The organism is Oceanospirillum sp., from assembly GCF_048265165.1.
In the GTDB taxonomy this organism is placed as follows: domain Bacteria; phylum Pseudomonadota; class Gammaproteobacteria; order Pseudomonadales; family Halomonadaceae; genus Oceanospirillum.
In genome coordinates, this window is the sequence record NZ_JBLXCD010000002.1 from 710,085 (window position 1) to 722,953 (window position 12,869).

A 12,869-nucleotide genomic window follows, 5' to 3' on the forward strand; every position below is an offset into this window, starting at 1 on the left:
GTGAGCGACCATGCCAAAACGTACCGACATAGAAAGTATTCTGATTCTGGGCGCAGGCCCAATCATCATTGGTCAGGCCTGTGAGTTTGACTATTCCGGCGCACAGGCTTGTAAAGCCCTGCGTGAAGAGGGTTACCGTGTCATTCTGGTGAACTCTAATCCGGCAACGATTATGACCGATCCGACGATGGCGGATGCAACCTACATCGAGCCAATTACCTGGCAAACCGTTGCGAAGATCATCGAAAAAGAGCGCCCGGATGCTGTTTTGCCGACCATGGGTGGCCAGACTGCTCTGAACTGTGCGTTGGATCTTGAAAAGCACGGTGTTCTAGAAGAGTTTGGCGTTGAGATGATTGGCGCGAATGCCGATACCATCGATAAAGCAGAAAATCGTGAGCGTTTTGACCAGGCGATGAAAAACATCGGTCTGGAGTGCCCGCGTGCAGATATTGCGCATACCATGGAGGAAGCCTGGGATGTACAGTCCACACTGGGCTTTCCGTGCATTATCCGTCCTTCTTTCACTATGGGTGGTACCGGCGGCGGTATCGCGTATAACAAAGAAGAATTTGAAGAGATCTGTACCCGTGGCCTTGATCTGTCACCCACCAGTGAGTTATTGATCGACGAATCTCTGATCGGTTGGAAAGAATACGAGATGGAGGTTGTACGTGATAAAAACGACAACTGCATCATCGTATGTGCCATCGAGAACTTTGATGCTATGGGTGTACATACCGGTGATTCCATCACTGTTGCCCCGGCACAGACCCTGACCGATAAAGAATACCAGATCATGCGTGACGCCTCCCTGGCGGTACTGCGTGAAATCGGTGTAGAGACTGGTGGTTCTAACGTTCAGTTCGGTATGGATCCCAAAACCGGTCGTATGGTCGTAATTGAGATGAATCCGCGTGTTTCCCGCTCGTCGGCGCTGGCATCAAAAGCAACAGGCTTCCCTATTGCTAAAATTGCCGCAAAACTAGCAGTGGGTTATACCCTGGATGAGCTGCAGAATGATATTACGGGTGGTCGTACGCCTGCATCATTCGAGCCGTCTATTGATTATGTTGTGACTAAAATCCCTCGTTTCACCTTCGAGAAATTCCCTCAGGCTAACGACCGCCTGACTACTCAGATGAAATCTGTGGGTGAAGTGATGGCCATTGGTCGTACACTTCAGGAGTCGATGCAGAAAGCGCTGCGTGGTTTGGAAGTAGGCTCTAACGGCTTTGATCCGATTCTGGATACTTCTGAAGAAGATCATCTGGACAAGTTGAAAGGTGAACTGCAGAACCCAGGTGCCGATCGTATCTGGTATATCGGTGACGCTTTCCGCCTGGGTATGACCGTTGAAGAACTTTATGCGGTAACCGGTGTTGATCCATGGTTCCTGGTTCAGATCGAAGACATTATTAAAGATGAACAGCGTGTAGCTAAGATGGGCATGGCAGACCTGTCTGAAGATGTGATCTTCCGCCTGAAGCGTAAAGGCTTCTCAGATGCTCGTCTTGCTGACTTACTGGATGTTTCTGAAAAAGAGTTCCGTAAACTGCGTCAGAAGCTAGGTGTTCGTCCGGTTTACAAGCGCGTTGATACCTGTGCTGCAGAATTCGCTTCCGATACCGCTTATATGTACTCCACTTATGAAGAAGAGTGTGAGGCAGACCCAAGTGATCGTGAGAAGATCATGGTAATTGGTGGTGGCCCTAACCGTATTGGTCAGGGTATCGAGTTCGACTACTGCTGTGTACATGCAGCTCTGGCCGCCCGTGAAGACGGTTACGAAACCATCATGGTGAACTGTAACCCAGAAACGGTTTCCACAGACTACGATACTTCTGATCGCCTGTTTTTCGAGCCGATCACTTTAGAAGATGTGTTGGAAATTGTTGATAAAGAGCAACCAAAAGGCGTGATCGTGCAGTTTGGTGGCCAGACGCCACTGAAACTTGCCCGAGAACTGGAAGCGGCTGGTGTACCTATTATTGGTACTACGCCTGATGCAATTGACCGGGCAGAAGACCGTGAGCGCTTCCAGAAAATGATTGAGCGCCTGGAGCTTAAGCAGCCGCCTAATGCGACAGCCCGTAGCCTAGACGAAGCACTGTTGCTGGCTCAGAAAATCGGTTATCCACTGGTTGTTCGCCCGTCCTATGTTCTGGGTGGCCGTGCGATGGAGATCGTATACAGCGATGAAGAGCTGAATCGCTACATGAATACTGCAGTTAAGGTGTCTAATGACAGCCCGGTTCTGCTGGATCACTTCCTGAATGCTGCGATTGAAATTGATGTTGATGCGGTTTCAGACGGTAAGCAGGTGGTTATCGGCAGTATTATGCAGCACATTGAGCAGGCCGGTGTTCACTCCGGTGACTCAGCTTGTTCTCTGCCTCCTTACAGCCTGCCATCTGATGTTCAGGATCAGATGCGCGATATGATTAAACGGATGGCTTTGGAGCTGGGTGTTGTCGGTCTGATGAACGTTCAGCTGGCGTGGCAGGATGGTGAGATCTATGTGATCGAAGTGAACCCTCGTGCATCCCGTACTGTGCCATTTGTTTCCAAGTGCATCGGCACATCGCTGGCGAAAATTGCGGCGCGTTGTATGACAGGAATATCTCTGGAAGAGCAAGGCTTTACCAAAGAGATCATTCCAACATTGTTTAACGTAAAAGAAGCTGTATTCCCGTTCAACAAGTTCCAGGGCGTTGATCCGATTCTGAGCCCTGAGATGAAGTCTACCGGTGAGGTGATGGGAACTGGTGATACCTTTGCTGAGGCTTTCCTGAAAGCTCAACAAGGTGCCGGTGAACAGATGCCACGGGATGGTGGTCGTGCCATTCTTAGTGTTCGTGAAGCCGACAAGGCAGCGGTTCTGGACGTTGCTAAATCTCTGCAGAAGCTGGGTTTTGAACTGCTGGCAACCCGTGGTACTGCAAAAGTTCTGGAAGATGCAAATATTCCGGTTCAGGTTGTCAACAAGGTGAACGAAGGCCGTCCTCACCTGGTGGATATGCTGAAAAATGATGAAATTTCCTATGTGCTGAATACGACCGAAGGCCGTAAAGCGATTGCTGACTCGTCTACTATACGTCGTACAGCGCTGCAGCATAAAGTTGCTTATACGACAACGCTGGCGGCCGCTAAAGCAGTATGCATGGCACTGGAGTATGGTGACGAGATCAATGTACGCCGCCTGCAGGACATCCACTCAGGAGTAAACGCATGAAGCGATATCCAATGACGGTCGATGGCGAGAAACGTCTTCGGGCAGAACTGGACGATCTGAAATCTGTTCAACGCCCAAAGGTTATTGAAGCCATTGCCGAAGCCCGTGAACATGGCGACCTGAAAGAGAATGCTGAGTATCATGCCGCACGCGAGCAGCAAGGCTTTATTGAAGGTCGTATCCAGGAACTGGAAGGCAAGCTGTCTACCGCTCAGGTTATTGATATTTCGACAATACCTAAAAGCGGTAAGGTAATTTTTGGCACTACGACAGATCTCTATAATCTGGATACTGAAGAAGAAGTGCGCTACCAGATTGTTGGTGATGATGAGGCGGATATTAAAGCCGGTAAAATTTCGGTGAATTCCCCCATTGCACGAGCTCTTATTGGCAAGGAAGAAGGTGATGTCGTTGTCGTCGTCACGCCGGGTGGTGAAGTGGAGTACGAAATTTCAGAAGTGCACCACATCTAAAAATAAGGGGGGCAATTTGCCCCCTTATTCTATTTTCACCGTAGAGTGTCTGAGAGGTTACAGGGAGTACGGATTGCGTTCGTATCCTGTTAAGCTAAACGGTGACAGGTCCGGTGTTAGCGGTTCAGGTAATGCTGGTAACGTACCAGATTGGATAGCTTAGCATTCTGCTCTTTCGCTTTACGGAAGAGTATGGCCATTTTACCTATGGTTTGAACGAGTTCTGCGCCGGTTTCTTTACGGATCTCTTCGATCAGAAGCACTTTACTTTCACGGTCTGCAACGCTGATCCGTACTTTGATGAGTTCATGGTCGGTCAGTGCGCGATCAACTTCGGCCAATAATGCCTCGCTCAGTCCGTTTTCAGAAACAATCACCACTGGATTGAGGTGGTGGGCAATAGAGCGGTACTGTTTTTTAACTGCAGATGTCAGGGACATAAAACTTCCAGAGGTGCTTGCCTTGAATTTGGCTTGTGTAAAACCCACATTGTAGCTAAGTGCGGAGCGGATGGTAATCTCTGACAGAGGTTTGTTTACAGGAAATTTTTGTGGCTAGATCAAAAACCAGCGCCGGTTGGCTGAAAGAACACTTTGATGACCGTTATGTGCAAAAATCCCGGGATGATGGTTATCGCTCCAGAGCCAGCTATAAGTTGTTGGAACTGGATGAGAAAGACCGGCTTTTCCGATCCGGCATGACGGTTGTGGATCTTGGAGCAGCCCCTGGTGGCTGGTCTCAGATTGCCATTGAAAAAGTGGGTGAGTCGGGTGTGGTTATCGCCTCAGATATTCTTGAGATGGAGCCCATCGCTGATGTGACCTTTATTCAGGGAGACTTTACTGAAGATAAGGTTTACGACGAGATTATGGCGGCTATCGGAAATCGACCGGTGGATATGGTTATTTCTGATATGGCACCCAATTTGAGTGGCATGTCGGCAATGGATCAGCCTCGGGCGATGTATCTGGTAGAGTTGGCGCTGGACTTAGCTTCCCGCACACTCAAAAAAGAAGGTACATTTCTGGCCAAGGTTTTTCAGGGGGAAGGCTTCGATGCTTACCTGAAAGAACTGAAAAGCCAGTTTAAAACAGTGATTACAAGAAAGCCGGATGCCTCAAGGGCAAGGTCCAGAGAAGTTTATCTTCTTGCGAAAGGATTTAAAGGCTAAACCCTGGTCGGATGGTTGAACCGATTGGAGTATAGTATTGTCTATTAAGGATCCTGAAATGCAGGCAATCAAAGCGATCAAACAGAGGGTGAGCCCTTGAACGATATGGCAAAAAATTTAATTCTGTGGTTGATTATCGCTGCAGTGTTATTAACAGTTTTTAATAATTTCAGTGTTGATTCATCACCGCTGCGCATGAACTACACCGACTTCATTGAAGAAGTTCAGCGTGATCAAGTGCGCAAAATTGTGGTGGACGGTTATGTGATCTCCGGTGAGCGCATTGACGGTAGTCGTTTTGAGACGATTCGTCCGGCGGTTCAGGATCCTAAATTAATGGATGACCTGATTCAGCATCAGGTGACGGTTGAAGGTCGTCAACCCGAACAGCAAAGTGTCTGGTCCCGTTTGCTGGTGGCCAGTTTCCCTATCCTGATTATTCTTGCGATCTTTTTCTTCTTTATGCGCCAGATGCAGGGCGGTGGCGGTGGTGGCAAAGGCCCCATGAGCTTTGGCAAGTCTAAAGCACGCCTGCTGCCACAGGATCAGATCAAAACGACGTTTGCTGATGTCGCTGGTGTTGATGAAGCGAAAGAAGAAGTTAAAGAGCTAGTGGACTTCCTGCGTGATCCTGGCAAATTTCAGCGCCTGGGCGGTAAGATTCCTCGTGGTGTGCTTATGGTTGGGCAGCCGGGTACCGGTAAGACGATGCTGGCAAAAGCGATTGCCGGCGAAGCCAAAGTGCCGTTCTTTACCATTTCCGGTTCAGACTTTGTTGAAATGTTTGTGGGTGTGGGTGCATCCCGTGTCCGTGATATGTTTGAACAGGCTAAGAAGCAGGCACCTTGCATCATCTTTATCGATGAGATTGATGCGGTAGGTCGTCAGCGTGGTTCCGGCATGGGTGGCGGCCATGATGAGCGTGAGCAAACACTGAACCAGTTGCTGGTTGAGATGGATGGTTTTGAGGGTAACGAAGGCATTATTGTTATCGCTGCAACTAACCGTCCCGACGTTTTGGATTCGGCGCTGCTACGCCCCGGTCGTTTTGACCGTCAGGTAACCGTTGGTTTGCCGGATATTCGCGGTCGTGAGCAGATTCTAAAAGTACATATGCGTAAAGTGCCGATTGCGGATGATGTTGATCCGGCGATTATCGCCCGTGGTACGCCCGGTTTCTCCGGTGCTGATTTGGCAAACCTGGTGAACGAAGCGGCGCTGTTTGCTGCACGGAGTGATAGCCGTCTGGTGCGCATGGCTGAGTTTGACCTGGCTAAAGACAAAATCATCATGGGTACTGAACGTAAGACTATGGTGATGTCCGAAAAAGAGAAGCTGAACACGGCTTATCACGAAGCCGGGCACGCCATCGTTGGCCGGGTGGTGCCAGAGCATGACCCTGTGTACAAAGTGAGCATTATTCCTCGCGGCCGGGCCTTGGGTGTCACCATGTTCCTGCCGGAAGAGGATCGTTACAGTCAGAGCCGTACCGGTCTTCTGAGCCAGATCTGTAGTCTCTATGGCGGTCGTATTGCTGAAGAGATGACGCTGGGCTTTGATGGCGTTACAACCGGCGCTGCCAATGACATTAAGCGTGCTACAGAAATTGCCCATAGTATGGTGACAAAGTGGGGGCTTTCCCGTGAACTGGGCCCGCTGATGTATGACGAAGATGAGTCTCACCAGTTTCTGGGCGGCGGCGGTGGCGGCGGAGCGGGTAAGTTCTCCTCGGCCGAGATCTCCAGCAAGCTGGATAAAGAAGTACGCAGTGTAATCGATCAGTGCTATGAGCGGGCGATGCAAATCCTGACGGACAACCGGGATAAGTTGGATATGATGGCAAATGCTTTAATGAAGTATGAAACCATTGATGCCAAACAGATCGATGCGATTATGGAAGGTCGTGAACCGGATGCTCCTGAAGGCTGGACAGAAAAAGGTCACGCTGCTGCTGAGTCAAAACCAGATGCAGCAGAGGCATCAAATGTTGCCCCGATAAGACCTGAGGCAGAGGCTGAGAAGCCAGCTGAGGATCCTGCTGCAAAGGCGGAACCTGAATCAGATTCTGATAGTGAGAAGCCTAAAGATCAGGAGTAATATCTGAGTTTCTAATTGCTTGCCTAAGCAGAAGGGCGTGATTTAAAGTGTTTGATTTTAAAGCGGGAAAGCTTGATGTCGAACCTTGAATCACGCCCTTTTTTATTTGGCCGTCATGCGCTGGATCTGAACCAGGTTCAGGTGATGGGCATCCTCAATGTTACACCGGATTCATTCTCTGACGGCGGCCAGTATAACGGACGTGATGCTGCGCTCCGTCACGCTGAAACCATGATCAAGGCAGGGGCAACCCTTATAGATGTTGGTGGTGAGTCTACGCGGCCTGGGGCGGTGGCTGTTTCTGAACAGGAGGAGCTGGATCGTGTGCTACCTGTTGTCGAAGCATTGGCTGGGGAGCTTGGAGCGCTGGTTTCCGTCGATACCAGTACTGCCTCTGTTATTCGCGAATCCGCAAAGGCCGGTGCCAGTCTGATTAACGATGTACGGGCATTGGAAAAAGAGGGTGCTCTGGAGGCAGCCGCAGCCAGTGGGTTACCGGTTTGTCTGATGCATATGCAGGGGCAGCCGCAGACCATGCAGGTTGCACCCTCCTATGCCGATCTGCTGCAGGAAGTAACTGGCTATCTGCAGAAGCGGGCCAATGCCTGCCTTGAGGCGGGCATTTCCCGAGATCGGATTATTCTTGATCCCGGTTATGGCTTTGGTAAAAGTGTTGAGCATAATTGCAGCCTGATTAAGCACTTAAAAGATATTCAGGCGTTAGGCTATCCGCTTCTGACCGGGACATCGAGAAAAAGTATGTTGGGTGCTATTACAGGTAGAGAGATACCTGCAGAGCGCATTACAGCAAGTGTCGCGAGTGCCCTGATCTGTGCCCAGCAGGGTGCATGGATTTTGCGGGTGCATGACGTGGAAGAAACAATTGATGCACTGAAAGTTTATCAGGCAGTGCAGGGAGCAGAATAATAATGAGTCGAAAATATTTTGGCACGGATGGCATTCGGGGGCGTGTAGGTGAAGGCGCTGTGACGGCTGAGTTTATGCTGAAGCTGGGCTGGGCAGCGGGTAAGGTCTTTAACCAGAAGGGTTATAATAAAATTCTGATCGGTAAAGATACCCGCATATCTGGCTATATGTTTGAGTCTGCCCTTGAAGCTGGCCTTTCTGCTGCAGGGGTTGATGTTTACTTGTTAGGGCCGATGCCTACGCCGGGTATTGCCTATCTGACCCGAACATTTCATGCTCAGGCAGGTATTGTGATTAGCGCATCCCATAATCCGTTTGAAGATAACGGTATTAAGTTCTTTTCAGCTCAGGGTACTAAGTTGCCCGATGATGTTGAGGCTGCCATTGAGGCGCAGCTTGATGAAGCTATGGTGACTGTGAGCCCCGATAAGCTAGGAAAAGCGAAGCGGATTGCTGATGCCGCAGGTCGGTATATTGAATTTTGTAAGAGCACATTCCCGAATGACTATGACCTTAATGGTCTGAAGATAGTGCTGGATTGTGCGCATGGTGCGACGTACCACATTGCGCCTTCTGTATTTACAGAATTGGGTGCGGAGGTTGTTGCCATTGGTGCTCAGCCTGACGGGTTGAATATTAACAAAGACGTTGGCTCAACTTCACCGGCAGCCCTGCAGGCCGCTGTGCTTGAGCATCAGGCAGATCTTGGTATTGCGTTTGATGGTGATGGTGATCGGGTTGCCATGGTCGATCAGCAGGGCCATATTCTGGATGGCGATGATCTGCTATATATTATTGCGACGGATATGCAGCGGGAAGATATGCTCTGCGGAGGTGTGGTCGGCACCTTGATGAGTAATTATGGCCTTGAAAAAGCTTTTGCGGAGCTGAATATTCCTTTTAGACGGGCCAAAGTCGGCGATCGATATGTGATGGCTGAGTTAAAAGCAAACGACTGGCGGGTTGGGGGTGAAAACTCAGGCCATATTGTTTGCCAGCATGTGCAGACCACCGGAGACGGTATTGTGTCGGCCCTGCAGGTAATGGCTGCTGTTGCCCGTAGCGGAAAATCGCTCTCTGAACTGCTTCGGCCGTTAAACAAGTTGCCTCAGGTACTGATTAATGTTCGTCTTGGTCAGGCTTCTGCTGAGAATGTGCAGAAATCGGCAGCAGTTAAAGCTAAAATTGCTGAGGTAACACAGGCCCTGGACGGAAGAGGTCGGCTTTTGCTGCGCCCATCCGGTACCGAACCGCTGATTCGAGTGATGACAGAGGGTGAGGACAGGGTTGAAGTAACAGCTCTTGCTGAGGGTCTGGCTGCAATTATTGAGCAAGAAGTCGCCATATAAAGCGGCTTCGCCTTGTCAGTCGGGTTGGCATGAAGTAATATTTTGCGCCCTGAAATACAGGAATTGATATGCGTAAGAAAATTGTCGCCGGTAACTGGAAGATGAATGGCTCCATGGAGCTGTTAAGCACTCTGGTTCCTGCTCTGGCTGAAGAGGCCAAACAGTCGCAGGCTGAGATTCTGGTTTGTCCGCCAGCACTTTATTTAGGTGATGTGCAGCGGAGGGCTGGTGATTATCTTTTGGTTGGGGCTCAGAATTGTCATGAAGCCCAGTCCGGGGCTTTTACTGGCGAGATTTCCGCTGGAATGCTGGCGGAGATGCAGTTAAGCCATGTTCTGGTCGGTCATTCAGAGCGCCGGGCAATTTATGGCGAGACAGATCAATTGATTGCAGCAAAGACTCAGGCCGCGATTGCCTCAGGCTTAGTTGCGGTTCTTTGCGTAGGTGAAACACTGGATGAGCGTGAGAGTGGCCGTACATTGGACGTTGTACTTGGTCAGGTCAACGCTGTTGTGAGCCAGCTGGGTCTTGCTGACTGGTCTCGTCTGGTGATTGCCTATGAGCCTGTATGGGCAATTGGTACGGGCAAAACGGCAACAGCGGATCAGGCTCAGGACGTGCATAAGGCGATACGTAACGCTCTGGCTGGTTACGGTCAGGATTATGCGGACGCCATGCGAATCCTGTACGGTGGTAGTGTTAAGGCTGCTAATGCAGAGGAGCTTTTTACCTGCCCTGATATTGATGGTGGCCTCGTTGGTGGCGCATCATTGAGCGCAGACGAATTTATTTCAATTTGCCGTGCGGCAAATTAAGCATAGGTTGATATAATGGAAACCGTAATTCTGGCAGTACATGTAGTTTTAGCAATTGCTTTGGTTGGTCTGGTTATGATCCAGCAGGGCAAGGGTGCTGAAGCAGGAGCCTCTTTCGGAGGTGGTGCTTCACAAACCGTATTTGGAAGTACCGGAAGCACTAGCTTTTTAGGTCAGGTTACCGCTATAATTGCGACCCTGTTTTTCGTGACAAGCTTGGCGCTTGCCTTTTATGCAAGTCAGCAAGCGAAGAGCTCAAGCCAATCTGCTGATACCGGTATTGTAACCGAGCAGGCTCAGAAAGAAGCGGTTGGTGGTCTTCCTGCTCTGGAAGATGATTCAGCGATACCTGCAGATAGCGATGTTCCTGCTGAACGCTAATTAATTTGTAGGGTTTTGGTGTTGCAGTCAATGGCGATACCATTGCAGAGTGTTTTTTACTTTGCTTGTTTTATATGCCGAAGTGGTGGAATTGGTAGACACGCCATCTTGAGGGGGTGGTGACCTTATGGTCGTGCGGGTTCAAGTCCCGCTTTCGGCACCAGTTTAGCGCAGCAGTCTGCCCAGACTGTATTTATGACTTGTTTTCAAATAGTCGGTTGACTATTGGATGTATTGGTCATAGAATGTGCACCTTCATTGATGCGGGGTGGAGCAGCCTGGTAGCTCGTCGGGCTCATAACCCGAAGGTCGTCGGTTCAAATCCGGCCCCCGCTACCAATTTTCTATAACAAAAAGCCCCTTTTATAGGGGCTTTTTGTTAGCTGCAAAAAAGTTCAGATTTCTTATTTTTTCAGGGTGATTAGATGGCAAAGAAAGAGACTTTGCTGATCGATCTGGCCAAGCCAGTTGTCGAGGCGCTTGGACTTGAGTTTTGGGGTTTAGAATATAAGCCCCAAGGCAATCATTCTATGTTGCGGGTATTTATCGATGGGCCGGATGGCGTCACAGTGGATCACTGTGCAGAAGTCAGTCGCCAGCTCAGCGGTGTTCTGGATGTAGAAGACCCGATCAGTAGTGAATATACGCTGGAGGTATCCTCTCCGGGTATGGATCGTCCTCTGTTTACCCTGGATCAGTTTGCTCATTACAAAGGCTATAAAGTGGCCCTGAAACTGAACCTTGCGTATGAAGGAAGACGTAAATTTTCCGGCATTCTTAATGGCACCGAAGAAGACGAAGTGTTGGTGGTCGTTGATCAGGAAGAATACTGTTTTCCAATCGAAAATATTGAACAGGCCCGAATAGTGCCGCAGTTTGATAATTAAGGACTTTTTGTTGAGGCAATGGCATGAGTAAAGAGATTCTTCTGGTAGTAGATGCCGTTTCAAACGAGAAAGGCGTTTCCAAAGAAGTGATTTTTGAGGCAATCGAATTAGCTCTGGCTAGTGCCTCCAAAAAGCGTTTCGAAGGCGAAGAGGCGGACATCCGCGTCGCAATTGACCGTAAGACCGGCGACTATGACACTTTTCGTCGCTGGACAATTGTTGAAGATATTGAGCTTGACGATGTGGATTATGAAATCTCATTGACGAATGCTCAAAAGAAAGACTCATCGTTGGACCTTGGCGATGTGATTGAAGAGCAGATCGAATCGGTTGCTTTTGGTCGTATTGCGGCTCAAACCGCTAAGCAGGTTATTGTACAAAAAGTGCGCGAGGCTGAACGTGCTGAGATTGTGCGTCAGTACTCGGAACGTGAAGGCGAAATTGTTAACGGTACGGTCAAGAAAACAACACGGGATGGCGTTATTGTCGACCTAGGCAACAATGCTGAAGCTTATTTGCCCCGTGATGAGATGATCGCCGGCGAAAAATATCGCATGAATGATCGTGTCCGTGCTCTGTTGGCAGAAGTTCGCCCAGATGCACGTTCCGGTCAGCTTCTATTAAGTCGCGCACGATCGCAGTTCCTGATTGAGTTGTTCCGCATCGAGGTACCTGAGATTGCTGAACAGCTGATTGAAATTCGTGGTGCAGCCCGTGATCCGGGCCTGCGTGCCAAGATAGCAGTTAAGACCAACGACAAGCGTATCGACCCTGTTGGTGCCTGTGTTGGTATGCGCGGTTCCCGTGTTCAGGCGGTTTCCTCTGAACTGGGTAACGAGCGTGTTGATATCGTTATGTGGGACGATAACCCTGCACAGCTGGTTATTAACGCTATGGCTCCTGCTGATGTCGCATCTATTATCGTTGATGAAGATAAAAACGAGATGGACGTGGCTGTTGATGCAGAGAATCTGGCGCAAGCTATCGGCCGCAATGGTCAGAATGTTCGTTTAGCGAGTGAGCTGACGGGCTGGAAGATCAATGTGATGACCGAAGAAGAAGCCGAAGCCAAGCAGGGTGAAGAGTTCGACAGCGTTGTTCAGGTCTTTATTAACCATCTGGATGTTGATGAAGAGCTGGCACGAGTACTGGTTGAAGAAGGCTTCGCCAGTCTGGAAGAAGTGGCCTATGTGCCAATTGATGAAATGTTAGCCATTGAAGGCTTTGATGAAGATTTAGTTAAAGAACTGCGCAGCCGTGCAAAAGATGAGCTACTGAATCTGGCGATTGCTGATGAAGAGCAACTGGAAGATTCTGAACCAGCTGAAGATCTGTTGAATATGGAAGGTATCGACAAACACCTTGCATATGTACTGGCAAGTAAAGGTATCTGTACCATGGAAGATCTTGCTGAACAGTCCATTGACGACTTGCTTGATATTGATGGTATGTCTGAGGAAAAAGCCGGCCAGTTAATTATGACGGCCCGTGCACCTTGGTTTGAAGGCGGCGAGTAGCGCAGCAAAGTCACAGG

General features: G+C 49.5%; 11 protein-coding genes and 2 tRNA genes. 12 read left to right on the forward strand and 1 reads right to left on the reverse strand.

Translation table 11 applies throughout. The features are described from left to right. Positions 1–10: 10 nt before the first annotated feature. Both carB and greA read left to right on the forward strand, forming a co-directional pair. Positions 11–3,235, forward strand: a complete 3,225-nt coding sequence (gene carB / locus ACN0R8_RS06775; protein WP_417596323.1) for a carbamoyl-phosphate synthase large subunit — start codon at positions 11–13, stop codon at positions 3,233–3,235. After that, positions 3,232–3,708 (forward strand): transcription elongation factor GreA, encoded by a 477-nt coding sequence (gene greA, locus ACN0R8_RS06780; protein WP_078320568.1) that lies wholly within the window; start codon positions 3,232–3,234, stop codon positions 3,706–3,708. Before carB ends, greA begins: the two co-directional genes overlap by 4 nt. A gap of 116 nt (positions 3,709–3,824) precedes the next feature. On the opposite strand, the gene yhbY is transcribed toward greA, so the two are convergent. After that, the gene (gene yhbY, locus ACN0R8_RS06785; protein WP_078320569.1) at positions 3,825–4,148 is read right to left on the reverse strand and encodes a ribosome assembly RNA-binding protein YhbY; all 324 of its coding nucleotides are present in this window, start codon (positions 4,146–4,148) and stop codon (positions 3,825–3,827) included. A gap of 110 nt (positions 4,149–4,258) precedes the next feature. Between yhbY and rlmE the strand changes: the two genes are divergently transcribed. The 10 genes from rlmE (at position 4,259) to nusA (ending at position 12,852) form a co-directional block, all read left to right on the forward strand. Further along, on the forward strand, positions 4,259–4,879 hold the full coding sequence (rlmE, locus tag ACN0R8_RS06790) for a 23S rRNA (uridine(2552)-2'-O)-methyltransferase RlmE (protein WP_417596324.1): 621 nt from the start codon (positions 4,259–4,261) through the stop codon (positions 4,877–4,879). A 96-nt stretch (positions 4,880–4,975) separates the two neighbouring features. Beyond that, on the forward strand, positions 4,976–6,976 hold the full coding sequence (gene ftsH / locus ACN0R8_RS06795; protein WP_417596325.1) for an ATP-dependent zinc metalloprotease FtsH: 2,001 nt from the start codon (positions 4,976–4,978) through the stop codon (positions 6,974–6,976). Between the two features lie 75 nt (positions 6,977–7,051). Then, positions 7,052–7,903 carry a dihydropteroate synthase gene (gene folP, locus ACN0R8_RS06800; RefSeq protein ID WP_417596326.1) on the forward strand — a complete coding sequence of 284 codons (852 nt, stop codon included), beginning with the start codon at positions 7,052–7,054 and terminating at the stop codon, positions 7,901–7,903. Positions 7,904–7,905: 2 nt separating this feature from the next. After that, positions 7,906–9,252 carry a phosphoglucosamine mutase gene (gene glmM / locus ACN0R8_RS06805; protein WP_417596327.1) on the forward strand — a complete coding sequence of 449 codons (1,347 nt, stop codon included), beginning with the start codon at positions 7,906–7,908 and terminating at the stop codon, positions 9,250–9,252. A 68-nt stretch (positions 9,253–9,320) separates the two neighbouring features. After that, the gene (gene tpiA, locus ACN0R8_RS06810; protein WP_417596328.1) at positions 9,321–10,067 is read left to right on the forward strand and encodes a triose-phosphate isomerase; all 747 of its coding nucleotides are present in this window, start codon (positions 9,321–9,323) and stop codon (positions 10,065–10,067) included. Between the two features lie 15 nt (positions 10,068–10,082). Continuing rightward, positions 10,083–10,448 carry a preprotein translocase subunit SecG gene (gene secG / locus ACN0R8_RS06815; protein ID WP_417596329.1) on the forward strand — a complete coding sequence of 122 codons (366 nt, stop codon included), beginning with the start codon at positions 10,083–10,085 and terminating at the stop codon, positions 10,446–10,448. 76 nt (positions 10,449–10,524) lie between these two features. Next, positions 10,525–10,611: transfer RNA gene (locus ACN0R8_RS06820), tRNA-Leu, on the forward strand. A 99-nt stretch (positions 10,612–10,710) separates the two neighbouring features. After that, positions 10,711–10,787 (forward strand) — tRNA-Met (locus ACN0R8_RS06825). 86 nt (positions 10,788–10,873) lie between these two features. Next, on the forward strand, positions 10,874–11,335 hold the full coding sequence (rimP, locus tag ACN0R8_RS06830) for a ribosome maturation factor RimP (protein WP_078320576.1): 462 nt from the start codon (positions 10,874–10,876) through the stop codon (positions 11,333–11,335). A 23-nt stretch (positions 11,336–11,358) separates the two neighbouring features. Next, on the forward strand, positions 11,359–12,852 hold the full coding sequence (nusA, locus tag ACN0R8_RS06835) for a transcription termination factor NusA (protein WP_417596330.1): 1,494 nt from the start codon (positions 11,359–11,361) through the stop codon (positions 12,850–12,852). Positions 12,853–12,869 lie beyond the last annotated feature (17 nt).

Coding starts and splice junctions, on each gene's coding strand:
- carB (WP_417596323.1), top strand. CDS start 11: ATGCCAAAACGTACCGACATAGAAAGTATTCTGATTCTGGGCGCAGGC.
- greA (WP_078320568.1), top strand. CDS start 3,232: ATGAAGCGATATCCAATGACGGTCGATGGCGAGAAACGTCTTCGGGCA.
- yhbY (WP_078320569.1), bottom strand. CDS start 4,148: ATGTCCCTGACATCTGCAGTTAAAAAACAGTACCGCTCTATTGCCCAC.
- folP (WP_417596326.1), top strand. CDS start 7,052: ATGTCGAACCTTGAATCACGCCCTTTTTTATTTGGCCGTCATGCGCTG.
- glmM (WP_417596327.1), top strand. CDS start 7,906: ATGAGTCGAAAATATTTTGGCACGGATGGCATTCGGGGGCGTGTAGGT.
- tpiA (WP_417596328.1), top strand. CDS start 9,321: ATGCGTAAGAAAATTGTCGCCGGTAACTGGAAGATGAATGGCTCCATG.
- secG (WP_417596329.1), top strand. CDS start 10,083: ATGGAAACCGTAATTCTGGCAGTACATGTAGTTTTAGCAATTGCTTTG.
- rimP (WP_078320576.1), top strand. CDS start 10,874: ATGGCAAAGAAAGAGACTTTGCTGATCGATCTGGCCAAGCCAGTTGTC.
- nusA (WP_417596330.1), top strand. CDS start 11,359: ATGAGTAAAGAGATTCTTCTGGTAGTAGATGCCGTTTCAAACGAGAAA.